Source organism: Mycolicibacterium pyrenivorans (assembly GCF_025821625.1).
GTDB lineage: Bacteria > Actinomycetota > Actinomycetes > Mycobacteriales > Mycobacteriaceae > Mycobacterium > Mycobacterium pyrenivorans.
This window is the reverse complement of sequence record NZ_JACKSH010000175.1, coordinates 1-25,770: the sequence shown is the minus strand read 5'-3', so window position 1 is coordinate 25,770 and position 25,770 is coordinate 1. Positions and strand designations below refer to the sequence as shown.

25 protein-coding genes and 1 pseudogene are annotated in these 25,770 nt (G+C 68.1%); 11 read left to right on the top strand and 15 right to left on the bottom strand.

The genetic code is table 11. The annotated features are described in order from the left end of the window. Window positions 1–222: 222 nt before the first annotated feature. Both H7I57_RS20415 and H7I57_RS20410 read left to right on the top strand, forming a co-directional pair. Entirely contained in the window at window positions 223–639 is a 417-nt protein-coding gene (locus H7I57_RS20415) for a hypothetical protein (RefSeq protein ID WP_264025637.1), read from the top strand. 121 nt (window positions 640–760) lie between these two features. Next, window positions 761–1,171: a hypothetical protein gene (locus tag H7I57_RS20410; RefSeq protein ID WP_264025636.1), complete on the top strand. Its 411-nt coding sequence runs from the start codon at window positions 761–763 to the stop codon at window positions 1,169–1,171. A gap of 237 nt (window positions 1,172–1,408) precedes the next feature. On the opposite strand, the gene coaA is transcribed toward H7I57_RS20410, so the two are convergent. Then, window positions 1,409–2,347: a type I pantothenate kinase gene (gene coaA, locus H7I57_RS20405; protein ID WP_264025635.1), complete on the bottom strand. Its 939-nt coding sequence runs from the start codon at window positions 2,345–2,347 to the stop codon at window positions 1,409–1,411. 30 nt (window positions 2,348–2,377) lie between these two features. Here coaA and H7I57_RS20400 point away from each other — a divergent pair, with 30 nt between their 5' ends. The 4 genes from H7I57_RS20400 (at window position 2,378) to phoH2 (ending at window position 7,577) form a co-directional block, all read left to right on the top strand. Further along, complete coding sequence (locus H7I57_RS20400) at window positions 2,378–3,604, top strand: DUF885 domain-containing protein (protein WP_264025634.1); 1,227 nt, start codon at window positions 2,378–2,380, stop codon at window positions 3,602–3,604. A gap of 52 nt (window positions 3,605–3,656) precedes the next feature. After that, window positions 3,657–5,132 (top strand): glycine hydroxymethyltransferase, encoded by a 1,476-nt coding sequence (locus H7I57_RS20395; RefSeq protein WP_264025632.1) that lies wholly within the window; start codon window positions 3,657–3,659, stop codon window positions 5,130–5,132. 72 nt (window positions 5,133–5,204) lie between these two features. After that, complete coding sequence (locus tag H7I57_RS20390) at window positions 5,205–6,032, top strand: acyl-ACP desaturase (RefSeq protein ID WP_264025631.1); 828 nt, start codon at window positions 5,205–5,207, stop codon at window positions 6,030–6,032. 165 nt (window positions 6,033–6,197) lie between these two features. Then, the gene (phoH2, locus tag H7I57_RS20385) at window positions 6,198–7,577 is read left to right on the top strand and encodes an RNA 5'-3' helicase PhoH2 (protein WP_275081505.1); all 1,380 of its coding nucleotides are present in this window, start codon (window positions 6,198–6,200) and stop codon (window positions 7,575–7,577) included. A gap of 6 nt (window positions 7,578–7,583) precedes the next feature. Here phoH2 and H7I57_RS20380 read toward each other — a convergent pair whose 3' ends face one another. From H7I57_RS20380 to glpX, 3 genes are read right to left on the bottom strand one after another with little or no spacing between them, the layout of a single operon-like run. Next, entirely contained in the window at window positions 7,584–8,018 is a 435-nt protein-coding gene (locus H7I57_RS20380; protein WP_264025630.1) for a nuclear transport factor 2 family protein, read from the bottom strand. Window positions 8,019–8,026: 8 nt separating this feature from the next. Beyond that, the gene (locus tag H7I57_RS20375; RefSeq protein ID WP_264025628.1) at window positions 8,027–9,460 is read right to left on the bottom strand and encodes a class II fumarate hydratase; all 1,434 of its coding nucleotides are present in this window, start codon (window positions 9,458–9,460) and stop codon (window positions 8,027–8,029) included. Window positions 9,461–9,483: 23 nt separating this feature from the next. Then, on the bottom strand, window positions 9,484–10,512 hold the full coding sequence (glpX, locus tag H7I57_RS20370; RefSeq protein WP_264025626.1) for a class II fructose-bisphosphatase: 1,029 nt from the start codon (window positions 10,510–10,512) through the stop codon (window positions 9,484–9,486). 55 nt (window positions 10,513–10,567) lie between these two features. Between glpX and H7I57_RS20365 the strand changes: the two genes are divergently transcribed. Both H7I57_RS20365 and H7I57_RS20360 read left to right on the top strand, forming a co-directional pair. After that, on the top strand, window positions 10,568–11,302 hold the full coding sequence (locus H7I57_RS20365; protein ID WP_264025625.1) for a DUF4245 domain-containing protein: 735 nt from the start codon (window positions 10,568–10,570) through the stop codon (window positions 11,300–11,302). Between the two features lie 9 nt (window positions 11,303–11,311). Beyond that, entirely contained in the window at window positions 11,312–12,139 is an 828-nt protein-coding gene (locus H7I57_RS20360; RefSeq protein ID WP_264025624.1) for a dienelactone hydrolase family protein, read from the top strand. Here H7I57_RS20360 and H7I57_RS20355 read toward each other — a convergent pair. Genes H7I57_RS20355 through H7I57_RS20345 form a run of 3 tightly spaced genes read right to left on the bottom strand, consistent with a single transcriptional unit; the run spans window position 12,120 to window position 15,010 of the window. After that, on the bottom strand, window positions 12,120–13,361 hold the full coding sequence (locus tag H7I57_RS20355; protein WP_264025623.1) for an AI-2E family transporter: 1,242 nt from the start codon (window positions 13,359–13,361) through the stop codon (window positions 12,120–12,122). The genes H7I57_RS20360 and H7I57_RS20355 overlap by 20 nt on opposite strands. 39 nt (window positions 13,362–13,400) lie before the next feature. After that, window positions 13,401–14,240 (bottom strand): SDR family NAD(P)-dependent oxidoreductase, encoded by an 840-nt coding sequence (locus H7I57_RS20350; protein WP_264025622.1) that lies wholly within the window; start codon window positions 14,238–14,240, stop codon window positions 13,401–13,403. Continuing rightward, window positions 14,237–15,010 carry an SDR family NAD(P)-dependent oxidoreductase gene (locus tag H7I57_RS20345; RefSeq protein WP_264025621.1) on the bottom strand — a complete coding sequence of 258 codons (774 nt, stop codon included), beginning with the start codon at window positions 15,008–15,010 and terminating at the stop codon, window positions 14,237–14,239. The genes H7I57_RS20350 and H7I57_RS20345 overlap by 4 nt, the downstream gene beginning before the upstream one ends. A gap of 103 nt (window positions 15,011–15,113) precedes the next feature. Between H7I57_RS20345 and H7I57_RS20340 the strand changes: the two genes are divergently transcribed. Then, window positions 15,114–15,578, top strand: coding sequence for an SRPBCC family protein (locus H7I57_RS20340; protein WP_264025620.1), 465 nt, complete (start codon window positions 15,114–15,116; stop codon window positions 15,576–15,578). 186 nt (window positions 15,579–15,764) lie between these two features. On the opposite strand, the gene H7I57_RS20335 is transcribed toward H7I57_RS20340, so the two are convergent. From H7I57_RS20335 to H7I57_RS20305, 7 genes are all read right to left on the bottom strand, one after another. Continuing rightward, a complete protein-coding gene (locus tag H7I57_RS20335; RefSeq protein ID WP_264025619.1) occupies window positions 15,765–16,652 on the bottom strand; it encodes a formylglycine-generating enzyme family protein in 888 nt (295 codons plus the stop codon). 84 nt (window positions 16,653–16,736) lie between these two features. Next, window positions 16,737–17,657, bottom strand: a complete 921-nt coding sequence (locus tag H7I57_RS20330) for an HAD family hydrolase (protein ID WP_264025642.1) — start codon at window positions 17,655–17,657, stop codon at window positions 16,737–16,739. Next, a complete protein-coding gene (locus H7I57_RS20325) occupies window positions 17,654–19,198 on the bottom strand; it encodes an arylsulfatase (RefSeq protein ID WP_264025618.1) in 1,545 nt (514 codons plus the stop codon). Before H7I57_RS20325 ends, H7I57_RS20330 begins: the two co-directional genes overlap by 4 nt. 127 nt (window positions 19,199–19,325) lie before the next feature. Continuing rightward, the gene (locus tag H7I57_RS20320) at window positions 19,326–20,438 is read right to left on the bottom strand and encodes a 3-beta-hydroxysteroid dehydrogenase (RefSeq protein ID WP_264025617.1); all 1,113 of its coding nucleotides are present in this window, start codon (window positions 20,436–20,438) and stop codon (window positions 19,326–19,328) included. Window positions 20,439–20,500: 62 nt separating this feature from the next. Continuing rightward, on the bottom strand, window positions 20,501–20,713 hold the full coding sequence (locus tag H7I57_RS20315) for an exodeoxyribonuclease VII small subunit (protein ID WP_264025615.1): 213 nt from the start codon (window positions 20,711–20,713) through the stop codon (window positions 20,501–20,503). After that, window positions 20,713–21,954, bottom strand: a complete 1,242-nt coding sequence (gene xseA / locus H7I57_RS20310) for an exodeoxyribonuclease VII large subunit (protein ID WP_264025614.1) — start codon at window positions 21,952–21,954, stop codon at window positions 20,713–20,715. Before xseA ends, H7I57_RS20315 begins: the two co-directional genes overlap by 1 nt. A 5-nt stretch (window positions 21,955–21,959) precedes the next feature. After that, complete coding sequence (locus H7I57_RS20305) at window positions 21,960–22,553, bottom strand: lipid droplet-associated protein (RefSeq protein ID WP_264025612.1); 594 nt, start codon at window positions 22,551–22,553, stop codon at window positions 21,960–21,962. A 54-nt stretch (window positions 22,554–22,607) separates the two neighbouring features. Between H7I57_RS20305 and H7I57_RS20300 the strand changes: the two genes are divergently transcribed. Together H7I57_RS20300 and H7I57_RS20295 are read left to right on the top strand one after the other, a co-directional pair. Beyond that, window positions 22,608–23,606, top strand: a complete 999-nt coding sequence (locus H7I57_RS20300; RefSeq protein ID WP_264025611.1) for a 4-hydroxy-3-methylbut-2-enyl diphosphate reductase — start codon at window positions 22,608–22,610, stop codon at window positions 23,604–23,606. Window positions 23,607–23,690: 84 nt separating this feature from the next. After that, the gene (locus tag H7I57_RS20295; protein WP_264025638.1) at window positions 23,691–25,415 is read left to right on the top strand and encodes a penicillin-binding transpeptidase domain-containing protein; all 1,725 of its coding nucleotides are present in this window, start codon (window positions 23,691–23,693) and stop codon (window positions 25,413–25,415) included. Here the strand turns inward: H7I57_RS20295 and H7I57_RS20290 are convergent. Continuing rightward, window positions 25,412–25,770, bottom strand: a pseudogene (locus H7I57_RS20290) (DUF6542 domain-containing protein); the annotation flags it as partial. The gene H7I57_RS20295 and the pseudogene H7I57_RS20290 sit on opposite strands and share 4 nt — an antisense overlap.

The following is a 25,770-nucleotide window of genomic DNA, read 5'->3' as shown; positions in this document are numbered from 1 at the left end:
AGCAGCCTGACCCGCGAACACACCAAACCCGCCGTGGCACCCACGGCAACACCGACGCGCCCACACCCAGCGCACCTCACCTCTATTTTCGGATTAGCTGGCCCGCACTCGAACTTTCTCTGCCGGAATGCAATTCCGGCGGAGGAGCGCTGACCTGCGGTTGGCAGTAGTTGGCAGCATCTGGTGTACACCCGGCAGTGAGTTGTGCGGACCGTAGGTGACATGACCGCCATCACCACCGGACCCGCCGCCGCGACGGCCGAACCGGATGCTCAACTGCTGCGCTTCGCGGTGCGCGCCGACGCCACCGTGTGCGCCGGGCTCGGGTTGTTCGTCGCGATGGCCGCCGACCCACTCGCGCGGCTGTCGGGGCTGTCAGCCACCGCCGAGTGGATCGCGGGCGCGGCGCTGGTCGGGTACGGCGCGCTGCTCTACCTGTGCGCCCGGGTCGCCGACGTGCGGCGCATCGGTGTCGGTGTCCTCATCGGCAACATCGTGTTCGCCGCCGTGGTCACCGTCGTGCTCGTGGCGGGCTGGCTGCCGCTGACCGGGTTCGGCGTCGGCGCGACGGTGACGTTCACCGCCGTCACGGTCGGGTTCGCCTACTTGCAGTACCTCGGGGTGCGCCGCCTGGCGTGACCCCCGCATGACTGGTCCGGAGTCGGCACCGCGCACGCGAGGAGCAAGAGCTCGCGGGCAGAGGTTGCGGCGTCGACTCCGGCACCGGTCGACGAAGAAACCCCTCGAGAAAGGAAGTTCGATGACCCAACTGAGCACCCGCGGAGTGGGAGCCTCCACCGACGCGTTTCTGCGCCTGGCTATGCGCGCCGACGCGATTCTCACCGGCCTCGTCGGTGTCGCCACGATCCCACTGGCCGGCTGGATAGCGGAGATCTCGGGAACCACGACGGCATTCGAGTACTCGATGAGCGCGTTCTTCATCGGGTACGGGTTGGTGGTCTTCGCGCTCGCCCGGGCGGAGTCGGTGCGTCGGCCCGGTATCGCGGTGATCGTCGCCAACATCGCCTACACGGTGGGCACGGTCGTGTTCGTGCTCGCCGGGTTCTTCCCGTTGACCACCGCCGGGGTGGCGCTGGTGCTGGCCACCGGGGTGTACACGCTGGTGTTCGCCGAGTTGCAGTACGTTGGGGTGCGGCGCTTGAAGGCGTGATCCGTTCTACCGGAGGGAATGTCGTCGTTGGTGTACGCGTCGCCGCCGGATTGGGCGGGTACGCCCGCGGGGTTCACCCACCACGTGCTCGGGCATCGCAGAACTCCGGTCCACTCCTGGACGGGCGGGGCGCCGTCGGGGCCGGCGGTACCTGGTGATTCCCGATGCCGGCCACAACGCCAATCAGGACAACCCGGAGGCGTTCAACGCCGCGCTCACGCGGTTCCTGGGCCGTGTCTAGAGCTTGCGCAGGCGCAGCCGGTTGATGGAGTGATCGGCGTCCTTGCGCAGCACCAGCGTGGCCCGCGGCCTGGTCGGCAGGATGTTGTCGATCAGGTTCGGCCGGTTGATCGAATGCCAGATGTCGCGGGCCGCGAACACGGCCGCCTCGTCGGTCAGCGTCGAGTAGTGGTGGAAGTGCGAGGCAGGATCGGCGAACGCACCCGCTCGCATCGACAGGAACCGCGAGACGTACCACTGCTCGATGTCCTCGATGCGGGCATCTACATAGACCGAGAAGTCGAACAGGTCGGACACCATCAGCGCCGGGCCGGTCTGCAGCACGTTGAGACCCTCCAGAATGAGGATGTCGGGGTGCTCGATGATCTGCTTCTCGCCATGCACGATGTCGTAGAGCAGGTGTGAGTAGACCGGCGCACACGCGGCGTCGGCGCCCGACTTCACCGCCGTGACGAACCGCATCAGGCCCCTGCGGTCGTAGCTCTCCGGAAAACCCTTGCGGTGCATCAAGTTCCGTCGATGCAGCTCGGCGTTCGGATACAGGAAACCATCGGTGGTGACGAGGTCGACGCGAGGGTGGTGCTCCCAACGCGCGAGCAACGCCTGCAGCACGCGGGCGGTGGTGGATTTACCGACGGCCACGCTGCCGGCGACGCCGATCACGAACGGCACCGGCCGGTCCGGGTTCTGCTGCGGCTCACCGAGGAATTCGGCGGTCGTCGCGAACAATCGCTGGCGGGCGGCGACCTGCAGATGGATCAGCCGGGCCAGCGGCAGGTACACCTCTTCGACCTCGAGCAGATCGATCTTCTCGCCGAGACCGCGCAGCCTAACGAGTTCGTCCTCGGTCAGTTTGAGCGGCGTCGACATTCGAAGTGCACGCCATTGACTTCGGTCGAACTCCACGTAGGGGCTGGGTTCGCTCAGCCGCGCCATGCCCTCAGTCTTGCAGTTAGCGTAGTGGCCATGGAGCCCGGCACCCTGATCGACGAGTACCTGACGCTCGGATTGCGCTTCGACAGAGTCGAGGAAGGCTACGTCGACGCGTTCACCGGTGACCCCGCACTGAAGCGGGCAGTCGATTCGGAGCCGCAACCGGACCCCGCCGATCTGGTCCGTCAGGCCGAGCGGTTGCTGACCGAGTTGCCTGCCGGGCTGGACGACGCGCGGGCGGCGTTCGTCGGCGCGCACCTGCGGGCACTGGCGTGCGCCGGACGCAAATTCGCCGGTGAGGAGGTCGGGTTCGTCGACGAGGTCGAGGCCTACTTCGACGTCCGGATCACCAAGGGTGACCCCGAGCGGTACCGGCAGGCGCACGCCACGTTGGACGACGTGCTCGGCGGGTCCGGCTCTCTCGCCTACCGGATGCAGGCCTACCGCGCGTCGGAGGAGATTCCCCCGGCCCGCCTCGAGGAGTGCATCCACGCGTTCTCCAGCGCGCTGCGCGACCGTGTCCGCGCGACGTTCCCGCTGCCCGCACGAGAGACCATCACCTACGAGGTGGTCACCGACAAACCGTGGTCGGGGTTCAACTACTACCTCGGCGACTACCGCTCCACGGTCGCCGTCAACGCCGACCTCAAGCAGCAGATGTCGAACCTGCCCCGGTTGGTGGCCCACGAGTCCTACCCGGGCCATCACACCGAGCACTGCCGCAAAGAGGCCCGGCTCGTCGAGGGCAAGGGGCAGGCCGAGCAGACCATCTTCCTGGTCAACACCCCGCAATGCCTGATGGCCGAGGGGCTGGCCGACCTCGCGCTGTACGCCGCGGTCGGCGCCGAGGCGAGCGGAGCGACGGGGGAGGGACGGGGCTGGGGGACGTGGGCCACCGACATCTACGCCGATCTGGGCCTGCGGTTCGACGGCGAGCGCTCCGAGACCGTGTCGGAGGCGACGGCCGCGCTGGCCGACGTGCGCCAGGACGCGGCGCTGATGCTGCACGACGAACACCGTGACGTCGACGACGTCGTCGACTTCCTCAAGCGCTGGCTGCTGGTCAACGACGAACGGGCCCGCCAGATGCTGCGGTTCCTGTCCTCGCCGCTGTGGCGCGCCTACACCAGCACCTATGTGGAGGGCTATCGCCTGCTGCGGGGATGGCTGGATGCGCGACCCGACGGCGTGAGCGTCACCGAGCGGTTCGGCACACTGCTCGACGAGCCGCTGATCCCGTCGTCGCTGCGCGCCGCCTGACGGCGGGGATGTGGATTCTGCCGGCCCGGGCCGCCCGATTACGCTGAACCCCATGACCGCTGACTCCGTGACAGGCCGTACTCCCGCGCTGGGCGCCGAGTACGCCGAGACTGCGAGCGAGGCCTACCGGGCCGCGCTGCGGGTGATCGAGAGCGTCGAGCCGCGTATCGCCGACGCCACCCGCAAAGAGCTTGCCGATCAACGGGATTCGCTCAAGCTGATCGCCAGCGAGAACTACGCGTCGCCGGCGGTGCTGTTGACCATGGGCACCTGGTTCTCCGACAAGTACGCCGAGGGCACCATCGGCCACCGCTTCTACGCGGCCTGCCAGAACGTCGACACCGTCGAGTCGCTGGCCGCCGAGCACGCCCGTGAACTGTTCGGCGCCCCGTACGCCTACGCGCAGCCGCACTCCGGTATCGACGCCAACCTCGTCGCGTACTGGGCGATCCTGGCCACCAGGGTCGAGGCACCCGGGCTCGCCGAGCTCGGCGCCAAGAACGTCAACGACCTGTCCGAGGCCGATTGGGAGTCGCTGCGCGCCAAGCTGGGCAACCAGAGGCTGCTGGGCATGTCACTGGACACCGGCGGCCACCTCACCCACGGCTTCCGGCCGAACATCTCCGGCAAGATGTTTCACCAGCGCCAGTACGGGACCGATCCCGAGACCGGACTGCTGGACTACGACGTGGTCGCCGCCGCCGCCCGCGAGTTCAAGCCGCTGGTGCTCGTCGCCGGGTACTCCGCCTATCCGCGGCGGGTGAACTTCGCGAAGATGCGCGAGATCGCCGACGAGGTCGGGGCCACCCTGATGGTCGACATGGCACACTTCGCCGGCCTGGTCGCGGGCAAGGTGTTCACCGGCGACGAGGATCCGGTGCCGCACGCGCATGTCACGACGACCACCACCCACAAGTCGCTGCGTGGGCCCCGCGGCGGGCTGATCCTGGCCACCGAGGAATACGCCCCCGCCGTCGACAAGGGGTGCCCGATGGTGCTCGGCGGTCCGCTGTCGCACGTGATGGCCGCCAAGGCCGTCGCACTAGCCGAGGCGCGCCAGCCGGCATTCCGCGAATACGCCCAGAACATCGCCGACAACGCCAAGGCGCTCGCCGAGGGATTCCTCAAGCGTGGCGGCCGCCTGGTCACCGGCGGCACCGACAACCACATCGTGCTCCTGGACGTGACGTCGTTCGGGCTCACCGGACGCCAGGCGGAGTCGGCGCTGCTGGATGCGGGCATCGTCACCAACCGCAACTCGATCCCCAACGACCCCAACGGTGCCTGGTACTCCAGCGGCATCCGGTTCGGCACCCCGGCGCTGACGACCCGCGGGTTCGGCGCCTACGACTTCGACAAGGTCGCCGAACTCGTGGTCGAGGTCCTCACGAACACCCAGCCCACGCAGGCGTCCAGCGGGCTCTCCAAGGCCAAGTACACCCTGGCCGACGGGACCGCCCAGCGGGTCCACGCGGCGGCAGCCGAGCTGCTGGAGGCCAACCCGCTGTATCCGGGCCTGACGTTGTAGGCGCGACCCGATTCGCGACACTCCGTTGACCCGATTTTAAGGAACGTGTGAATTCGGGTTACAGTTACTTTTATGGCACAGAGACCTGTCCCTAGTGCGTTGACCGCAGAGCTCGAACCGGTCGTCATGCAGGAGCTGCGGCGGCACCTCGATTCCGAGGACCTGTGGTACGCCCACGACTACGTTCCCTTCGACCAGGGCGAGAACTTCGCGTTCCTCGGCGGACGCGACTGGGATCCGTCTTCGGTGACGCTGCCCAAGCCCGTCACCGACGCGCTGGAGATCCTGCTGATCACCAAGGACAACCTCGCGGGTTACCACCGCGAGCTCGTCGAGCACTTCATCCTCGAGGCCAAGTGGGGCCGGTGGATCGGTCGCTGGACCGCCGAGGAGCACCTCCATGCCATCGCGCTGCGCAACTACCTGGTGGTGACCCGCCAGGTGGACCCCGCCGCCAACGAGGACGTCCGCGTCGAGCATGTGATGCAGGGCTACCGGGCCAACACCTACAGCGAGCTGGAAACGCTGGCGTTCATGGCCTTCTTCGAACGCGCGCACGCGGTGTTCTGCCGCAACCTGCGGGCCCAGACGGAGGACCCGACGCTCGCCGGTCTGGTCGACAGGATCGCCAAGGACGAGGACCGTCACGAAGAGTTCTTCGCCAACCTCATCGCCCACTGCCTGACGTTCACGCGGGACGAGACGATCGAGGCGATCGCCCGCCGGGCCGCCGAACTCGACGTCGTCGGCGGGGACATCGTGGCCTACCGCGACAAGGTGGCCAATGTCGCCGAGGCCGGCATCTTCGGCCCCGAGGATCTGCGCCGGGTCATCTCCGATCGCATCACCGCGTGGGGACTGGCCGACGAGCCACAACTCAAGCAGTTCACCAGCTCTTAACCCGCCACGCCTTCCTGGTTCGGCGCGCCTGCGCGGCGCGAAAGCCGCACGCGGAGTAGCGTCGTTTTCGATGGCTAGCGACATGCTCTGCTGTCCGGGCGGTCCCGATCTTCTCGATCACGAAGGGCCGGCCCCGGTCCTGGAGACCGCTGTGTGTCCACCGACATGTTTCGTGTGGGGCCACGCGAGCTCGAGGAGCGCTACGTGACTGAGTCGCAGGGCTGGCGGAGCCAGCAATCGGGCCTCATTCGGACCTACGTGCTGGACACCTCTGTGCTGCTGTCCGATCCCTGGGCATGCACGAGGTTCGCCGAACACGAAGTGGTGGTTCCGTTGGTGGTCATCAGCGAACTGGAAGCCAAGCGGCATCATCATGAGCTCGGCTGGTTCGCCCGGCAGGCCCTGCGGATGTTCGACGACCTCCGGCTCGAACACGGGCGCCTGGATCAGCCGATTCCCGTCGGCGATCTCGGTGGCACTCTGCACATCGAGCTCAACCACAGCGATCCCACGGTGCTGCCCGCCGGCTTCCGGACCGAGAGCAACGACTCGCGAATCCTGACCTGTGCGGCCAACCTCGCCGCAGAGGGTAAGGCAGTCACGTTGGTGACCAAGGACATTCCGCTGCGTGTGAAGGCGGGCGCGGTGGGGTTGCCCGCCGACGAGTACCACGCGCAGGACGTCGTCACGTCCGGGTGGACCGGGATGGCGGAGCTCGAGGTGTCCGGCGAAGACGTCGACGGGCTCTTCGCCGACGGGGAGGTCGACCTGGAAGCCGCGCGCGACCTCCCGTGCCACACCGGAATCCGGATGCTGGGCAGCAACTCTCACGCGCTGGGCCGCGTCAACGCCGACAAGCGCGTGCAGCTGGTGCGCGGCGACCGCGAGGTGTTCGGGCTGCGCGGCCGCTCCGCCGAACAGCGGGTGGCACTGGATCTGCTGCAGGACGAATCCGTCGGCATCGTGTCGCTCGGCGGCAAGGCGGGCACCGGAAAGTCGGCGCTCGCGCTGTGCGCGGGGCTGGAAGCCGTGCTGGAGCGGCGCACTCAGCGCAAGGTCGTGGTGTTCCGCCCGCTGTACGCCGTCGGCGGCCAGGAGCTCGGTTACCTGCCGGGCAGCGAGAGCGACAAGATGGGGCCGTGGGCCCAAGCCGTCTTCGACACCCTCGAGGGCCTCGCCAGCCCGGCGGTGCTCGAGGAGGTGCTCTCGCGCGGCATGCTCGAAGTGCTGCCGCTGACCCACATCCGGGGCCGCTCGCTGCACGACTCCTTCGTGATCGTCGACGAGGCCCAGTCGCTGGAGCGCAACGTGCTGCTCACCGTGCTGTCGCGGCTGGGTACCGGGTCCCGGGTGGTCCTGACCCACGACGTCGCCCAGCGGGACAACCTGCGCGTCGGCCGTCACGACGGCGTCGCGGCGGTGATCGAGAAGCTGAAGGGTCACCCGCTGTTCGCGCACATCACGCTGCTGCGCAGTGAGCGCTCGCCGATCGCGGCGCTGGTCACCGAGATGCTCGAGGAGATCAGCCCCGGCGCCCTCCCCTGAAATCGCTTAGGCGAGGCGCGATCCCGGCGCGAACCCTTCGGTGATCACCCGCCGGCGCGCGAAGCGCCAGCCGTCGCCGTCGGCGATGTCGTCGATCGCAGGAACGACCACGTCGCGGTAGGTGCCCCAGTGATCGAGGCCGCGGGTGCCGATGAACTGGAAGCAGGCATAGGCCTTCGCGCTGCCGTCCGGTAGCGGCTCGACGTAGATCGAGCTCAGGTGGTGACGAGCGGGCAGGAAGTCGGCGTCGACGAACTGGCCGCTGGTGCGGGTGAACAGACCGAGCACTTCGGTTGGGCCGGTGAAGGATTCGGCGCCGATCTCCAGGACCCCATCGGCGCCGAACAGCGCCGCGAGCCGCTCGACCTTTCCGGTGTCAGCGAGATACTGGTAGGTCGTCAGCAGATTCGTGACGCCCGCCCGGATCTCGTTCCTAGTCACCGTCTTCACTAATGCTCTTCGCGCAAGCGCTCATCGACCACCTTGGCCATGGCCAGCACGTCGAGGCGCTTGTCCAGCTCTTCTTCGGAGAGCTTGTCGCCGATGAGGCCGCGGTCGATGACGGTCTGCCGAATGGTCTTGCGTTCCTTGAGGGCTTCCTTGGCCACCTTGGCGGCCTCCTCGTAGCCGATCGCGGAGTTCAGCGGCGTCACGATCGACGGCGATGACTCGGCCTGCTCGCGCAGATGCTCCTCGTTGGCCACCAGGCCGTCGATGCACTTGGCGGCGAACAACTTCGACACGTTGGCCAGCAACGTGAACGACTCGAGCACGTTGCGCGCCATCATCGGGATGTACACGTTCAGTTCGAAGGCGCCAGACAGGCCGCCGACGGCGACGGCCGCATCGTTGCCGATCACCTGGGCCGCCACCTGCGTTACCGCCTCGGGGATGACGGGGTTGACCTTGCCCGGCATGATCGAGCTGCCCGGCTGCAGGTCGGGCAGCTGCAGCTCGCCCAGCCCGGTCAGCGGGCCCGACCCCATCCAGCGGATGTCGTTGGCGATCTTGGTCAGCGAGACGGCGATCGTCTTCAGGGCCCCGGACGCCTCGACCAGCCCGTCACGCGCCGCCTGTGCTTCGAAAGAGTCAGTGGCAGTGCGAAGTTCGGCAATCCCGGTCTGGTCGACGAGCACCTCGACGACCTTCGCGCCGAAGCCGTCGGGCGCATTGAGGCCGGTGCCCACCGCGGTGCCGCCGATGGCCAGCTCACCGAGCCGGGGCAGGGTGGCCTTCACCCGCTCGATCCCGGCCTCGATCTGGCGGGCATAGCCGCCGAACTCCTGGCCGAGCGTCACCGGGACCGCGTCCATCAGATGGGTGCGGCCGGACTTCACCACGGTCCGCCACTGGCGGGCCTTGGCCTGCAGCGACTCGTGCAGCACCTCGAGTGCCGGAATAAGGTGGCGCACAGCGGCTTCGGTGGCGGCGATGTGTGTCGCAGTCGGGAAGGTGTCGTTGGAGCTCTGCGACATGTTGACGTCGTCGTTGGGGTGCACGGTCACGCCGTTGGCCGCGGCGATCGACGCGATGACCTCATTGGCGTTCATGTTGGAACTGGTGCCCGAACCGGTCTGGAAGACGTCGATGGGGAACTGGTCGTCGTGCTGGCCGTCGGCGATCTCGGCCGCGGCGGCGATGATCGCGTCGGCCTTCTCCTGTGCCAGCTTCCCGAGGTCCTTGTTGACCTGTGCGCAGGCGCCCTTGAGCAGGCCGAGGGCGCGGATCTGGGTGCGCTCGAGGCCGCGGCCGGAGATCGGGAAGTTCTCCACGGCGCGCTGGGTCTGGGCGCGCCACAGCGCATCGACCGGCACCCGGACCTCGCCCATGGTGTCGTGCTCGATGCGGTATTCGCCCTGCTGAACAGCGGCGTCGGTGCTCATGTATGTCCTTCTCGTGTCGGTGGTTACGGCAGGGGATAGGCGGCGGTCTTGTCGCCGGTGAAGTCGACCGCGGAGTACTCGTTGAGCTTGGACAGGCGGTGGTAGGAGTCGATCATCCGGACGGTCCCGGACTTCGAGCGCATGACGATCGACTGGGTGGTGCACCCGCCGCCGTAGTACTGCACGCCCTTGAGCAGGTCGCCGTCGGTGACGCCGGTGGCGGAGAAAAACACGTTCTCCCCGGAGACCAGGTCCTCGGTGTGCAACACGCGGTCGAGATCGTGGCCCCGATCGAGGGCCTTCTGCTTCTCGGCGTCGTCGGTCGGGGCCAGCTGGGCCTGGATCGCGCCGCCCATACAACGGATCGCCGCGGCGGTGATGATGCCCTCGGGGGTTCCGCCGATACCGGCAAGCAGGTCTGTTCCCGAACCCGGACGGCATGCCGAGATGGCGCCGGCGACGTCACCGTCGGAGATCAGCCGGATGCGCGCACCCGCCTCCCGGATGTCGGCCATCAGCTGCGTGTGCCGGGGCCGGTCCAGCACGCAGACCGTGAGGTCAGGGACGGTCAGGTTCTTCGCCTTCGCGACCCGGCGGATGTTCTCCCCGATGGGGGCGGTGATGTCGATGGCCTCGACGGCGTCGGGTCCGACGGCGATCTTGTTCATGTAGAACACCGCCGACGGGTCGAACATCGCGCCGCGCTCGGCGACGGCGAGCACCGAGATGGCGTTGGGCATGCCCTTGCTCATCAGCGTGGTGCCGTCCACCGGGTCGACGGCGAAGTCGCACTCGGGACCGTCGCCGTTGCCGACCTCTTCACCGTTGTAGAGCATCGGGGCGTTGTCCTTCTCGCCCTCGCCGATGACGACGACACCCCGCATCGACACCGAGTTGACCAGTTCGCGCATCGCGTCGACGGCCGCGCCGTCACCGCCCTCCTTGTCGCCGCGGCCGACCCAGCGTCCCGCGGCCATCGCCCCCGCCTCGGTCACCCGTACGAGCTCGAGGGCGAGGTTTCGGTCCGGGGCTTCACGGCGTGCGGCACTCATGCCGCAGATTCTCCCATTAGCGGGTCCACGATCGGGAGCTGGGATACTGGCTGGCATGACCACGCCGCCCGAGCCGGGCCAGAGGTTTCCCGGACCGCCGGGAAGCGAACCCGTAGACGCAGGCCACGGTGGTCCCGATGATGTCGCCGGTTACGCGGTTCCGGCGCCCCGGCCCGCGAAGTCGCGGCTCCTGCAGGACGGCCGCGACATGTTCTGGTCGATGGCACCGCTGGTGGTCGTCTGCGTGGTCCTCGCCGGCATGCTCGGGATGTGCTCGTTCGCGCCGAGCGGGCCCGGGCTCGGTCCGGTTCCCGACTATGACGCCCCGGCCGCGCTGCGGGCGGACGCCGACGCGCTCGGCATCCCCATCCGGGTTCCTGCGCTGCCCGAGGGCTGGCAGGCCAACTCGGGCAGCCGGAGGGGGATCGAGGGTGGGCGCACGGACCCGGTGACCGGCCAGTCGGTGCGCGCCGTCAGCTCCACCGTGGGCTACCTGGCGCCGAGCGGGCTGTATCTGAGCCTGACGCAGAGCAACGCCGACGAGGACAAGCTGGTCGCGTCGCTGGGTGCGGACCTGGTGCCCACGGGGACCGAGGACGTCGACGGCCGCACGTGGGTCGTCTACGAGGGCGGCGAGCGTGACGGCAGGCCGGCCGAGCCGGTGTGGACCGCACAGGTTCGCGGCCCGACGGGGCCCGCGCAGCTTGCGCTGACAGGGGCCGCAGGTACGGATGAGTACCGTACGCTGGCAGCTGCGACGCAGTCCCAGTCCCCACTGCCCGTCTCCTAGGAGCGCCCGATGACCTCACCCAATTCCGATGTCGCCGGCGACGCGGCCCCGGAAGCCGACCTCACCGGATGGACCGCCGAGCCGTTCACGGCAGCGGGGTTCACCTACGACGTGTACCGCAAGGGCGAGGGTCCGGGCGTGGTGCTGATCCCCGAGATGCCCGGCCTGCACCCCGGTGTGCTCGCCCTCGGTAATCACCTGGTGGACAACGGTTTCACGGTTGCCGCGCCGTCGCTGTACGGCACGCCGGGGGCGCCGGGCATCAGGCCGGGTGCGGTGCCGGTGATGCTGCGCGGCTGTGTGGCCAAGGAGTTCGCGGCCTTCGCGACCAACGCCGACCGGCCCATCGCCCATTACCTGCGCGCGCTGGCCCGCGACCTCAACGAGCAGACGCCGGGCAAGGGTGTCGGCGTGATCGGCGAGTGCTGGAGCGGGGGCTTCGCGCTGGCCGCCGCCGTCGACGACAGCGTGCTCGCCCCTGTGCTGAGTCAGCCGTCGCTGCCGATCGGGCTGACGGCCAAGCAGCGGGCCGACCCGGGGTTGTCGGAAGCCGAGTTGAAGGTCGTCGAGCGGCGGGCCGCCGAAGACGGACTGTGCGCGTTGGGCCTGCGCTTCAGCGAGGATCCGATGTCACCGGGCGCGAGGTTCAAGACGCTCAAGAATCGTCTCGGCGACGCGTTCGAGGTCATCGAGATCGACTCCAGGAAGGGCAACGAGCACGGGTTCGGCAAGATGGCGCACTCGGTCCTGACCCTCGAGGTCCGCGAACGCGACGGCCACCCGGCCTACGAAGCCCGCAAGAGGGTCGTCGAGTTTCTCAAGTCTCGGCTGACTTAGACGCCGGCGCCACCGGTTCGCCTTCGGGTCCTGCCGAGGGTTCTGGTTCGGGTTCGGGTTCGGACTTGCCCTTGCCAGGCAGGATCCTGCGCCACCACGGTGTCCGTCGCTCGGCCTCGTCGTCGGCAGGGTCGGCGCGGGTCCCGGCCAGCGCGTCCATCGGCGCGCCCTTGTAGACCGCGAGATACACGCTGATCGTCGTGACGACGACGATCATCAGGACCGGTCCGAGGACGATCCCCCAGAAGCCGAACATCTGCAGGCCGGCGAACACCGCCAGCAGCATCAACGCCGGGTTCAGGTGAGCGCTCTTGGGCACCAGGAACGGGCGTAGCACGTTGTCGATGCTCGTGGTCACGATGATGTGGAACACCACGACGAAGATCCCGCCGAACACGTTGCCGAAGATCGCCATCCCGATTCCGAGGGGGATGGTGATGATCCCGCTGCCGAGCGGGATGAACGACAGCGCCGTCAGGAAGATGACGAACATGAAGAAGCCGTCGTGGATACCGGCGATGTAGATCGACACGGCGCCGGCGACGCCCTGGCACACCGCGATGATGAGCTGGCCCTTCACGGTCGCGGAGACCATGGCGCCGATCTTGGCCAGGTAGATGTCGGATACCTTTTCCCCCAACGGATTCAGGTCACGGAACAGGTCCAGCACCCGGTGGCCGTTGGTGAGCAGCGCGACGAAGACGTAGAGGAAGATGATCGCGCCCGTCAGTGCGGACGCGAGCCCACCCACGGAGTCTCGGGCGACACCCAGGGCGATCTCGCCGGCGTTCTGTCCGACCTTGGCGATCGCGCTGCGCACCGAGTCCTGGGTGAGCGTGACGTCCATGAACGGGACTCTGGCCAACACCTCGTTGGCCGAGTCCAGCAGTCGCTGCGCCAGCGCGGTGAAGTCGGTCTGCTCCACCCAGTGGCCGACGCTGGTCACCATCTGGCTGATCTGGATGAAGGCGAGGAACGTCACCCCGGCGAGCGGCAGGGCGACCGTCGCGATCGCGGCGAGCAGCGTGATCGTGGCCGACAGGCCGACGTTCATCTTCGCCCGGAGGCGTTCGTAGAGCGGCGAGAACAGGTACGCCAGCACGGCCGCGACGGCGATCAACAGCACGTAGCCGCGCAGGAAGTAGGCGGCGAAAGCGAGGGCCACCACCGTCAGCACGGCCAGGGCGCGCTTCTGGGTGACGGTGAAGTCGTGGGTCGTCATCGCGCCCTCCCGTCCCTCCCGTGCTGCCGACGAGAAACCCTAACCCGAGTCGGCGGCGGGGGACGGCGATCCGTTCGTCTGGTGTGACCGCTGTCCGGTCACGAACCGCATCGCCAACCGGTTCATCAGCGCCGGAGCGGCCCGCGCGAACAGCCACTGCGCGTGAGCCACAGTGGGTTTGACCAGAATCGCCTTGTTGCGGTCGATGGCACGCAGGGTGTCGCGGGCCAGGCGGTCGGCGTCGTAGGGCTTGCCGCCCTGGGCCTGCAGGAAGTAATCCCGCCCGACGAACCCGCCGACGGCGCCCTTGTCGAGGATCGGGGTCTCGACCGCGGCGGGGCACACCACGAGGACCCCGACACCCCGGGGGACGGCCTCGGAGCGCAGCGCCATCGACATCCCGACGACCGCATGCTTGGTCGCCACGTAGCTGGTGACCTGTCCGGCCGCGGTGAGACCGGCCATCGACGCGGTGTTGACGATGTGGCCGTGGCCTTGACTCAGCATCTGCGGGTAGGCGGCGGCGATGCCGTGCACCACGCCGCGGATGTTGATGTCGATGATCGCGTTCCACTGATCGAGGGTGAGCAGCTCGGTGTCGCCACCCCAGACGATGCCGGCGTTGTTGAACATCAGGTCGAGGCGTCCCGCCCGGCCGACGACGTCGTCGACGACCGCTTGCACGGCGCCCGCGTCGGTGACGTCCAGGCGCGCCGACCGGGCCCGTGAGCTCAGCGACGATACGGTGCGTTCGGCCGCGTCAGGGTCGATGTCGGTGCAGACCACGTAGGCGCCGGCCAGGTCGAGGGCTCGGCACAGCGCGGCGCCGATGCCCGAGCCCGCGCCGGTGACGATCGCGTGTTTGTCGGCGAAGCTCACGACTGTTCCACCAATCGCATGACGTGCCCCATGACGTCGGGATAGCGCTTGAGGTGGGCTCCGCCGTTGATGTCGAGCACCTCGCCGGTCAACCACGACGATCCCGGGGAGCACAGGTACACAACCGCATTGGCGATGTCCTCGGGGCAGCCCGCCCGGCCGATCGCCGTGTTGTCCACGTAGTCCTCGACGACGCCGGGTACCGAGGCGGCAGCCTCCGTCAGCGGGGTGTGGACGAACCCGGGCGCCACGGCGTTGACCCGGATGCCCCGCGGCCCCATCTCCAGGGCCGCCACCTGGGTGAGCATCGACAGGCCGGCCTTGGCGGCACAGTAGGCACTCATGCCCGCCGCGGGCTGCCTGCCGTTGAGCGAGCTGATCGACACCAGCGACCCGCCCTCGCCCAGGTGCCTGCCTGCGTGCTTCATGACGATCATCGACCCGGTGAGGCACACGTCGACCACCGAGCGGAAGTCCTCGACCGGCATCTCGGTGATCAGGCCGATATTGCTGAACCCCGCGCAGTTCACGACGATGTCGAGCGGACCGATGTCGTCGAACAGGCGTTGCACCGTGGCCTCGTCGGTGACGTCGACGTGGGCCGCACCATGGGGTGCGCCCAGTTCCGCGGCGCGTCGACGGGCTCCGTCGGCGTTGACGTCGGCGATCGTGACGCGGCAGCCTTCGGCCGCGAGGGCCTGAGCGGTCGCCCATCCGATCCCGGATGCTCCGCCGATGATCACGGCGACCCGCTCGCTACTGTTGCTCATCCAGTTGGCCCTTCGAAGGAGAATTAGAACGCGTTATAACGTCACATCCGGAGGCCGAAAGTGCAATAGCCGCGACGGATTATGGAATGGCAGACTCGACCGGGTGACCGAGCTGAAGATGTCAGAGTCGATTTTCGTGGCGGCGCCGCCCGATGAGGTCTATGCGTTGGTGTCGGACGTGACGCGGATGGGCGAGTGGAGCCCCGTATGCAGGGCCTGCTGGTGGGATGACGGCGACGGGCCGCGCGTGGGCGCATGGTTCACCGGGCGCAACGAGACCCCGGAGCGGACCTGGGAGACCCGCAGCCAGGTGGTCGCCGCCGATCCGGGCCGCAAGTTCGCCTGGGAGGTCAACAACGGCTGGGTGTACTGGGGCTATGAGTTCGAGCCCAGGGACGGCGGTACCCGGCTCACCGAGTCGTGGGAGTTCCTGCCCCAGGGGATCGCCGGCTTCCGCGAGCGTTTCGGGGACACGGCCGACGCCGAGATCGACAGGCGGCGCGACGCGGCACGCAGTGGCATCCCCGCCACGCTCGCGGCGATCAAGGACTCAGCCGAAACCCGTTGACGGACAGGTGATCACCGCTGCAGGTGAGCTTTGGCCGCGTCATAGTCCCCGGTGGGTGCGTGCGAGTCGCGGGTGTAGACGAGGTGCACGACTCCCGTCTGGAACACCGCGGATTCCAGCAGTTTCAGCGCAATGGGCTCACCGTCGTCGAACAGGCGTCACCGGTGCGCGGTCGCGGTGGAAAAGTCATCGCGTGGCGCATCGGAAGCCGAGGTGGCTCATGCCCGTGTCGACCTGCTGCGGACGGCGCGCTGACGGTCGGTATCGCATGCAGTAGCTGTCGGCGCACAGGAACGAACCGCCCTTGATCACCCGTCGCGGGACCGCGAACTGCGGCTGGCCCGGGTCGTAGCTGTCGGCGGCGCAGCATGGTTGGTCGTCGCGGCGGTCGCCGTACCAGTCGGTGGTCCACTCCCAGACATTGCCGGCCATGTCGTAGAGCCCATAGGCGTTGGCGGGGAAGGACCCCACCGGCGTGGCTTGTCCATAGCCGGTGTCGGGGAGATGCGGGAATTCACCGTGCCAGTAGTTCGCCAGCCGCTCTCCGGGGCGTTCCGGTTCATCGCCCCAGGTGTAAACGGTGTGGGGCAGACCGCCCCGGGCTGCGACCTCCCATTCGGACTCGGTGGGCAGTTCGCATCCGGCCCACTGCGCGTATGCCGCGGCGTCCTCGAACGCGATGTGCACGACGGGGTGTTGCTCACGGCCGCGGTTGGTCGACCGGGGGCCGCGGGGGTGGTTCCACGATGCGCCCGGCGTCCACGTCCACCACTGGCTTAGGTGGCGCAGGTCGACGGGCCCGGCGGTGCGGTGGAAGACCATCGACCCCGGCTGCAGATTCTGCGGCGGAGCCCCCGGATAGTCAGCGGGATCGAGCGGACGTTCCGCGACCGTGACATAACCTGTGGCGGAGACGAATTCGGCGAAGTTGGCATTGGTGACCTGGTGTGTCTGCATCCAGAACCCGTCCACGCTGACCTCGCGGGCCGGTTGCTCCTCGGGGTAGTGGGCGTCAGAGCCGAGCACCGCAGTCTGCGCCGGGATCCAGGCGAACCCGTCGGCCACGTCGGTCACGCCACCACCTTGCATCATCGAGACTGCGGTGAGGGCGAGAAACTGCAAGTGGGGGTCGCCCCAGGCGCAGCCTCAGCGGGGTGGTCAGGCAAAGACGGTCGTCCAATCGTCACGGATGCTGGCGACTGTCCAGCCCCTGTTCTTGGCTTCGTCGAGCGCCTTCTCCGCGCCTGCGACGTAGTCGAATTCGCGGTCGGCGTCATCGTGGCGTACGAGTATCGACAGCGACGGCCCGCGTCCCGCGTCGACGAACTGCAGCATCTCGAGGTCGCCGTTGGAATTGCCCGCGGCCAGGATCGGCCGGCGTCCGACCCGGCCCCAGATGCGCACCGGCTTGACCGGGCCGTCGTCGAGGAACTCCGGTGTCGAGGTCGTCCTCAGATGCCCGTCCATGAAGTCGAGTCCGACCGAACTGCCGATCACCCGCTCCGGGGGTATCCCGTACATCTGCGAGGCGACCGGGCGCATGAAATCACGCCCGCCGCCGGAGGCGATGTAGTTGGTGAACCCGTTGGTCTCGAGGAACCGCAGTAGCTCGAGCATCGGGGCGTAACCGCAGTCGGTGTATCGGCGGTTCAGGCTGGGGTGCTCGGCTTCGGCGAAGAAGGCCTGCACGCGCTCGCTGTGCTCCTCGACGGTGAGCCCCGAATAGGCTGCGAGTATCCCGCCGGCAAGAACTTTCATGGCGGAGTCGTCGCCGTTGTAGTGGCGGGTGACGGCGTCGCCGAACCACGAAAGATCACCCGCCGCTGCGGCGGCGTACGGCTGTCGGTCGGCCAGCGCCGCGTCTGCGGCGGCCAGTTGAGCCAGGCGGCGCACCAGGAAATCCAATTGGATGTACGCCGGCTTCTCACACCACAGGGTGCCGTCGTTGTCGAACACCGCGACCCGCTCTTCGGGCTCGACGAAGTCCGGGCCGTCCGCGGCGGTGACCCGACCCACGAAGTCGACGATCGCCGACTTGGTGGGTCCGTCTGTCCAGGAGGCGAGTTCTGCCACGCTCAGTCGCCGCGAGAAGCGAGGAACTTGTCGAGTTGCTCGACGGCGTTGTTGATGGTGAACGACGCCGGTTCCTGCCGTGGCGGGAACTCCTTGAAGGTCTCGAGGAACTGGTTCACGATCGCCGATCCGTAGAACATCAGATACAGGCGGTCGATCATCCAGTCCCAGTAGGTATTCGACGTGACGTCGGCGCGCTCGAACGGGTCGGTCCGTAGGTTGAACAACTTCGGCGCGCGCAGCGGTGTGAACGGGTCGAACCACACCTGCAGGGTGCCCTGGCAGCGCTGTTCCATGAAGACGATCTTCCAGTTGTCCGCCCGGATGCCGAGCACGTCGCAGTCGTCGGAGAAGTAGATCATGCCGCGGCGCGGGCTCCGGTCGACCTCGCCGGTGAGGTAGGGCAGCAGGTTGTATCCGTCGATGTGGACCTTGTAGGTCATGTCACCGATCGTGTGTCCGGCCTTGAGCGTGTCGACGATATCGGGGTCACCGGCGGCGGCCACGAATGTGGGAAGCCAGTCATGATGCTGCACAATCTCATTCGAGACCGTGCCCGCTTTGATCTTGCCGGTCCAGCGGATCATCTCGGGTATCCGGAAGGCGCCTTCCCAGTTGGTGTTCTTCTCACTGCGGAACGGCGTGGTCGCACCGTCGGGCCAGCTGTTCGCGTGCGGTCCGTTGTCGGTCGAGTAGATGACGATCGTGTCCTCGGCGATGCCCAGTTCGTCGACCAGGTCGAGTAGCTGGCCGACGTGACGGTCGTGGTCGATCATCGTGTCGTGATACGGCGACTGCCAGCGGCCGGCCTGGCCCCGGCTTTCCGGCTTGGTGTGTGTCCGGAAGTGCATGTGCGTCATGTTCATCCACACGAAGAACGGGGTGTCGGCGTCGTGCTGACGTTTGATGAAATCGACACAGGCCGCGGTGGTTTCGTCGTCGACGGTTTCCATCCGCTTCTTGGTCAGCGGCCCGGTGTCCTCGATCCGCTGTTTGCCGACAGGGCCGTACCGCTCATCGACCTCGCCGGAATCCTCGTCGGTGGCCCAGGAGTGGATGACGCCTCTCGGCAACAGGGCCTTGCGCAGTAGGGGGGCTTCCTCGGCGGTGGGGTAGTCCTCGTGTTCGGGTTCCTCTTCGGCGTTGAGGTGATAGAGGTTGCCGAAGAACTCGTCGAACCCGTGCGCGGTCGGCAGGTACTTGTTGAGATCGCCCAGATGGTTCTTGCCGAACTGGCCGGTGGCGTAGCCCATCGGCTTGAGGAGTTCGGCGATGGTCGGATCCTCTTTCTGGAGCCCGATGTCCACGCCGGGCATCCCGACCTTGCTCATCCCGGTGCGGTACACGCTCTGGCCGGTGATGAACGACGACCTGCCCGCGGTGCAACTCTGTTCACCGTAGGAGTCGGTGAAGAGCATTCCCTCGTTGGTGATCCGGTCGATGTTGGGAGTGGAGTAGCCCATCATGCCGCGGCTGTAGCAACTCAGGTTCGAGATTCCGATGTCATCGCCCCAGATCACCAGAATGTTGGGCTTCCCGTCAGGCATGTGTTCACGGCCTTTCCGCTTCGGTCGACGCCCGGGTGCGTCCATGCGAAACGGTATGCGTTCCCAAACGTCCACGGAGGGGCTATTGCGCTGCTGTCACAAAATCGTCTCGCCTGGCGACCCGGGTTCAGCCCTCCGGCGGAGCGGGTGCGGCCGCGGTCACCGCCGGTTGGCCCGATTCGGCCTTCATTCGGTCGAACAGCTCTGTGTAATACGGCAGGCAGTGCTCCAACGCCTCGGCCGTGGTGTACTTCGGCTGGTATCCCAGGTCGCGCTGGGCCTTGGCGATCGAGAAGTAGTTGTCCAGGTAAAGCCGTTCCACCGCAAGAGGTTCCAGCAGTGGCTTGGGCAGCCCGAAGCGGAAGTGCAGGAACTGCCACACCCGCATGACGAACCACACCAGCCGCCCCGGCACCCGGAACTTGGGCCAGGGCTGGCCGCAGGCCTCGACCACGGGCCGCGAAAACTCGAACATGTTGATCGGTTCGCCGTCGTTGATGAAGTACGCCTGACCGGGCGCCGTCCCGCCCGGCACCAGGTGCGTCGCGGCGAGGATGAACCCGTGCACCAGGTTGTGCACGTAGGAGTTGTCGAGCTTGACGTTCTCGCTGCCGACCAGCACCTTGACGTGGCCCGCCAGCACGCTCTCGAACACCTTGCGGAACATGGTCTGGTCGCCGCGGCCCCAGATCCCGCTCGGACGGATCGAACATGTCATCATGCCCTGCACGCCGTTCTGGCCAAGGACGAACTTCTCGGCCACGACCTTGGTCTCGGTGTAGAGATCTGCGAAACGATCTGTGTACGGCTCAGATTCGTCAGCGCCGGCCAGTCGCTGGCCGCCCATGACGACGCTGTTGGATGCGGTGTAGACGAACCGCTTGACGCCGGCCTTCTGGGCGGCGTGCACAAGATTCTCGGTGCCGGTGACGTTGACGGCGAAGCTGCGGCGGCGGTACTCCTCGGTGACCGACCCGCCACCCATCAGGTCGATGATCGCCGCGGTGTGGATGACCGTGTCGATGTCGGCGACGGCTGCAGCGACGTCATCGACGTTGGTGATGTCGCCCTGGAACACCTCGAGTCTCGGATGGGCGGGAAGCGGTGACGGGACCCTGTCGAAGCACCGGACCTCGAGCCCGCGGTCGAGCAGCTCGGTCACCAGGTTGGCGCCGACGAACCCGGAACCCCCTGTCACCAGGACCCGGCCGAGTTCAGTGGTCAGTGATGCGTCAGCCATATGGGGAGAATAACTGAAACGTGTTCCAATTTCGACAACCGGACCGGGGGATGGTTCCCGAGTCAACCGTCGTCGTCGGCGCCGGCGGCCAGCGCGTCCTCCACCCTCTTGCGAGCGCCAGCTAAATGCTGCTCGCAGCATCGTGCCAGTTGCTCGCCTCTTTCCCACAGTTTCAGCGACGTATCGAGATCAAGGCCGCCGTGCTCGAGTTGCTGCACCACCTCGATCAGCTCGTCGCGCGCCTCTTCGTACCCCAGCTCACTAATGGGCTTCATTAGCCACCCTCACTTATCGCGGTGATTGCGCCGTCGGCGACTCGCACCCGCAGCCGGGTGCCCGCCGGTGCGTCACCGACCGAGTGCAACACCTGCGGCGGGCCCTCGGCGGGCAGCGTCTGCACCACGGCGTAGCCCCTGGCGAGCGTCGCCGCCGGTCCCAGCGTCGACAGCCGCGCCGCCAGGTGCCCGACCCGTTCGGATTCAGCGGTCAGCAGGCGGTTGATGTCGCGGCGGGCGGTTGCCCGCGCACGATGGATCTCTTCGGCGCGCGCGTCGACCGCGTCCAGCGGCCTCGCCAGCACCGGCCTGCTGCGCAGTTGGGTCAGCGTGTGCTGTTCGCGGTTGACCCAGTTCCGCAGCGCGCGGGCGCTGCGCCGTCGCAGGTCGGACACCAACGCCTGCTCGGCCGCGGTGTCGGGGACGATCCGCTTGGCGGCGTCGGTGGGCGTGGCCGCACGCAGATCGGCGACGAGGTCGCACAGCGGGTTGTCCGGCTCGTGGCCGATCGCGCTGACGACCGGGGTGGTGCACCGCGCGATCTCGCGGCACAGCGTCTCGTCCGAGAACGGCAACAGGTCCTCGACGCTGCCGCCGCCCCGGGCCAGCACGATCACGTCGACGTCAGGGTCGGCGTCGAGCGCCCGCAGGGCGTCGACGATCTGCGGCACCGCGTTGGGCCCCTGCACGACCGTGTTGCGCACCGCGAACCGCACGGCGGGCCAGCGGCCGGTCGCCACCGCGGTGATGTCATGCTCGGCGGCCGACGCCCGGCCGGTGATCAGCCCGATGGTTCCGGGCAGGAACGGGATCGGCCGCTTGAGGCGGGGGTCGAACAGCCCTTCGGCGTCGAGGAGCCGGCGCAGCCGGTCGATGCGGGCCAACAACTCGCCGATCCCGACCGCCCTGATCTCGCTGACCCGCAGCGAGAACGTGCCGCGGCCGGTGTAGAAGTTGGGCTTGCCGAACACGATCACCTGGGTGCCGTCGGTCATCTTCACCGGGGCGTTGGTCACCAGGGCGCGTGGGCAGGTCAGCGACAGCGACATGTCGGCCGCGGGGTCTCGCAGCGTGATGTAGGCGGTGTTGGAGTTCGGGCGCAGCGTCAGCTGGGCGATCTGGCCTTCCACCCAGACGGCGCCGAGCTTGTCGATCCAGCCCGCCACCCGGATGGCAACACCCCGCACCGGGAACGGGTTGTCCGCCGACTGGCCGGGGGCTGTATCCGATTCCGGGTTCACCCGGGTCACTTGGCCGACGCGCGGGTGATCCTGTTGGCCAGCAGCGTCTGGAACGGGGCTCGCGCCCTGGCGGACTCCTCGTAGGCGAGCAGGGTTTCCAGGTCGGCGACGCGAAGTGACGTCAACCGGGCGCGCAGCTGGGCGAGGGTCAGTTCGTCGTAGTCGAGTTCCGCGACGATGTCGGGGACGGTGCCGGGTGCGGCCGGGGAAGCCGTGTCCTGCGGCGGGGTGCCGTTGGATGTCTCCGGCTCGCCGCTGAACAGGGCGAATCGCCCCTCCGTCAGCCGCTCGCCGCCGTCACGGACCGGCAGGTCCACGACATCCCCCATGGCACCGCCGGCGTCGCCGCCGTCCTGGTCCTCGTCGAACGTCGCCCATTCCGGCTGCTCGTCCTTGGGCGGGAACAGGTTGTCGAGCGTTTCGTCGCCCCTGTTGACCAGGTCGGCGACATCCTGCTGCATCTTCATCACCAGCTGGGCGAGCTGGCTCGCCACGGTCATCGGGTACATGAGGATGGTCTGAGGGAGCTTGCGGGTTTCCTCCAACGCGGTCACCGCCGCGCCGACCAGCAGACGGACCCCATACGGTGCTGTTGCCATGGCCCTTAGCCTACGGCTGGGCATCGTGCCCGGCGGGTCAGTACCCTGGGAGTCATGCCGTCGACGATCAACATGGGGATTCCGGGTGCTTCCAGCTCGGTCAGCGGCGGCGTGTCCGGCAAGCGGGTGCTGTTGGCCGAACCCCGCGGATACTGCGCAGGTGTCGACCGGGCGGTGGAGACCGTCGAGCGCGCACTCGAGAAGCACGGCGCCCCGGTCTACGTCCGGCACGAGATCGTGCACAACCGCTACGTCGTGGAGACGCTCGCGAAGGCCGGGGCGGTCTTCGTCGAGCAGACCGACGAGGTGCCCGAGGGTGCCATCGTCGTCTTCTCCGCCCACGGCGTCGCGCCGACCGTGCACGTCGAGGCTGCCGCCCGCAACTTGAAGACCATCGACGCCACCTGCCCGTTGGTCACCAAGGTGCACAACGAGGCCAAGCGTTTCGCCCGCGACGACTACGACATCCTGCTCGTCGGCCACGAAGGTCACGAGGAGGTCGTCGGCACCGCCGGTGAGGCTCCCGACCACGTCCAGGTCGTCGACAACCCCGACGCGGTCGACAACGTCACCGTGCGCGACCCGAACAAGGTGATCTGGTTGTCCCAGACCACGCTCAGCGTCGACGAGACCATGGAGACCGTGCGCCGGCTTCGGGAGAAGTTCCCGACACTGCAGGATCCGCCGAGCGACGACATCTGCTACGCCACCCAGAACCGTCAGGTGGCGGTGAAGGCGATGGCACCGGAATGTGAGCTGGTGATCGTCGTCGGCTCGAAGAACTCGTCGAACTCGGTGCGTCTGGTCGAGGTGGCGTTGGGCGCCGGCTCTGATGCGGCCCATCTCGTCGACTACGCCGAGGACATCGACCCGGCCTGGCTGGACGGCGTCACGACCATCGGCGTCACCTCCGGCGCGTCGGTGCCCGAGGTTCTGGTCCGCGGGGTGCTCGACAGGCTCGCCGACTACGGCTTCGGCACGGTTCAGCCGGTCACCACGGCCAACGAGACACTCGTGTTCGCGCTGCCTCGAGAGATCCGTCCCGCACGCTGACAGCGGGTATTTTCGACCAGCGTGACACCACGGTCGAACTTCCGGAACCTCGTACGTGCGCCGATCGCGTCGCTTCTCGCCTGCATGCTCGTGCTCGCGGGCTGCAGCGACTCGGGAGATCGCCTGACCGCGACGGTCCGGTCGTTCGCCGACGCGCTGAGCCGCGGGGACGCGGCCGCAGCGGCGGCGCTGACCACTGACGAGGCCGCCGCCACCGAAACGTTGGGCGACCTCTTCGCCAGCCTCGGCACCGACGTCCGCGTCGACGTCGGCACCGTCGAGGAGACAGACGGTGCGGCGAGCTTCGGACTCGACACGACGTGGAGGTTCGGCCCCGAGAAGCGCAACGAGTGGCGCTACTCGACCGACGGCACAGCCGCAGCCGACGGTGACGACTGGAAGATCCAGTGGAACCCGGCGACGGTCGCTCCCGGGTTGGACGAGGGACCGCTGTCCTACAGCACGCTGGTCCCGCAGCCGGCGGCCCGCGTACTGGACCGCACCGGCGCCGAACTGCTCACTCAGCACGTCGTCACGCTGGTCGAGGTCGCACCGGGTGCTGACCTGAATGCCGTTGCCGCACTGGTCAACCCGATCGCACCGGGCATCACCGCAGAATCGTTGGCTCGCGACATGGACGCGGCGGCGGGCAAGCCGGTCACCGCCATCACCCTTCGTCAGGACGACCTCGCGCCGATCGAGTCGCAGCTGTCGGCGTTGCCGAACGTGACGCTGAACCCGCAGTTGCGGCTGCTGTCCACCGATCGCGCGCTGGCGTCACCGACGCTGTCGGGCCTGTCGGATCTGTGGCAGCAACGCACCGACGCCGCGGGCGGTTGGGCGGTGACGACGCAGACCACCGCAGGCGCCAAACGAGTGGGCGGGCAGGACGCCGAACCTGTCGGCGACATCGCCAGCACGCTCGACATCGGCATGCAACGCGCCGCCGAGGACGCGCTGGCGCCGTTGCCCACCCCGGCGGCGATCGTCGCGATCCAGCCGTCTACGGGCAATCTGCTTGCCGTCGCGCAGAACGCGCCCGCCGATGCGCAGGGCCCGATCGCGCTGACCGGTCTCTACCCGCCGGGATCGACGTTCAAGACGGTCACGGTGTCGGCGGCGCTGCAGTCCGGGCAGGTCACCCCCGACAGCGTCGTCGCCTGCCCCGGCACCGAGAACATCGAGGGCAGGCAGATCCCCAACGACGACAACTTCGACCTGGGGCAGGTGCCGTTGCACACGGCGTTCGCCAGGTCGTGCAACACCACCATGGGCAGGCTCGCGGTGAACCTTCCTCCGGACGGCCTGACCAAGGCTGCGGCGCAACTGGGTCTCGGCATCGACTACACCGCGCCCGGGATGACCACCGTCACCGGGTCGGTGCCGGTCGCCGACACTGCCGCCCTGCGCGTGGAGGAAGGCATCGGGCAGGGCGAGGTCACCGCGTCGCCGTTCGGCATGGCGCTGGTCGCCGCCACCTTGGCGAACGGTTCGGCACCGGCGCCGACCATCGTCGAGGGCGAACCCGCCGTGGCCGACCGCACGCCCGAACCTCTGCCGGGCGCCGTCGACGAGCAGGTGCGGGCGATGATGCGCGAGACGGTCACCGGCGGGACCGCCACCCAACTGCAGGACATCCCGGGCCTGCTGGGTAAGACCGGCACCGCCGAGTATATCGACGACCAGCACGCGCACGGCTGGTTCGTCGGGATCCGCGGAGACCTGGCGCTGGCCGTATTCGTCAGTGACGCAGGCAGTTCCGTGCCCGCCGTGGACGCCGCAGGAGGCTTCCTGCGCGCTGCCGGTTAAATGTCGTACTCCCACCGGTCGGCGTCGTAGTCGCGGGGGGCGCGGCGACGCGTCCGGTACTCGGTGCGGTCCTCGGATTCGTCGCCGCCGCGGTAACGCACCCGCGAGATCGGGTGGTGCGAGCCGTTCCCGGCCGGTCGGTGCGGCTCCAAGGGCTCGTAGCCGTCCCGTTCGGGGTCGCCGGACCAGCCGTCCCGTTCGGGGGAGCCGGGCCAGCCTTCGTAGCGGGTGCGGCGTTGCGGGCGGGGGGAACGCTCACCGCGCTCGGCGCGGTCGCGGGTCGCGCGACGCTCGCTGGGCGGCACGCGCGGCTCTCGTCCCGACGAGTTGCGCGCGCGGCGACGCGGCTCGGCCG

Bases quoted from the DNA above. Each gene is read 5' to 3' on its own strand.
- H7I57_RS20325 (WP_264025618.1), bottom strand. From the start codon at position 19,198: ATGCCTGACGGGAAGCCCAACATTCTGGTGATCTGGGGCGATGACATC.
- glpX (WP_264025626.1), bottom strand. From the start codon at position 10,512: ATGAGTGCCGCACGCCGTGAAGCCCCGGACCGAAACCTCGCCCTCGAG.
- H7I57_RS20355 (WP_264025623.1), bottom strand. From the start codon at position 13,361: ATGACGACCCACGACTTCACCGTCACCCAGAAGCGCGCCCTGGCCGTG.
- H7I57_RS20390 (WP_264025631.1), top strand. From the start codon at position 5,205: ATGGCACAGAGACCTGTCCCTAGTGCGTTGACCGCAGAGCTCGAACCG.
- H7I57_RS20395 (WP_264025632.1), top strand. From the start codon at position 3,657: ATGACCGCTGACTCCGTGACAGGCCGTACTCCCGCGCTGGGCGCCGAG.
- H7I57_RS20320 (WP_264025617.1), bottom strand. From the start codon at position 20,438: ATGGCTGACGCATCACTGACCACTGAACTCGGCCGGGTCCTGGTGACA.
- H7I57_RS20315 (WP_264025615.1), bottom strand. From the start codon at position 20,713: ATGAAGCCCATTAGTGAGCTGGGGTACGAAGAGGCGCGCGACGAGCTG.
- H7I57_RS20295 (WP_264025638.1), top strand. From the start codon at position 23,691: ATGCTCGTGCTCGCGGGCTGCAGCGACTCGGGAGATCGCCTGACCGCG.
- H7I57_RS20375 (WP_264025628.1), bottom strand. From the start codon at position 9,460: ATGAGCACCGACGCCGCTGTTCAGCAGGGCGAATACCGCATCGAGCAC.
- H7I57_RS20415 (WP_264025637.1), top strand. From the start codon at position 223: ATGACCGCCATCACCACCGGACCCGCCGCCGCGACGGCCGAACCGGAT.
- coaA (WP_264025635.1), bottom strand. From the start codon at position 2,347: ATGGCGCGGCTGAGCGAACCCAGCCCCTACGTGGAGTTCGACCGAAGT.
- H7I57_RS20400 (WP_264025634.1), top strand. From the start codon at position 2,378: ATGGAGCCCGGCACCCTGATCGACGAGTACCTGACGCTCGGATTGCGC.
- H7I57_RS20410 (WP_264025636.1), top strand. From the start codon at position 761: ATGACCCAACTGAGCACCCGCGGAGTGGGAGCCTCCACCGACGCGTTT.
- phoH2 (WP_275081505.1), top strand. From the start codon at position 6,198: ATGTTTCGTGTGGGGCCACGCGAGCTCGAGGAGCGCTACGTGACTGAG.
- H7I57_RS20300 (WP_264025611.1), top strand. From the start codon at position 22,608: ATGCCGTCGACGATCAACATGGGGATTCCGGGTGCTTCCAGCTCGGTC.
- H7I57_RS20365 (WP_264025625.1), top strand. From the start codon at position 10,568: ATGACCACGCCGCCCGAGCCGGGCCAGAGGTTTCCCGGACCGCCGGGA.
- H7I57_RS20305 (WP_264025612.1), bottom strand. From the start codon at position 22,553: ATGGCAACAGCACCGTATGGGGTCCGTCTGCTGGTCGGCGCGGCGGTG.
- H7I57_RS20345 (WP_264025621.1), bottom strand. From the start codon at position 15,010: ATGAGCAACAGTAGCGAGCGGGTCGCCGTGATCATCGGCGGAGCATCC.
- H7I57_RS20360 (WP_264025624.1), top strand. From the start codon at position 11,312: ATGACCTCACCCAATTCCGATGTCGCCGGCGACGCGGCCCCGGAAGCC.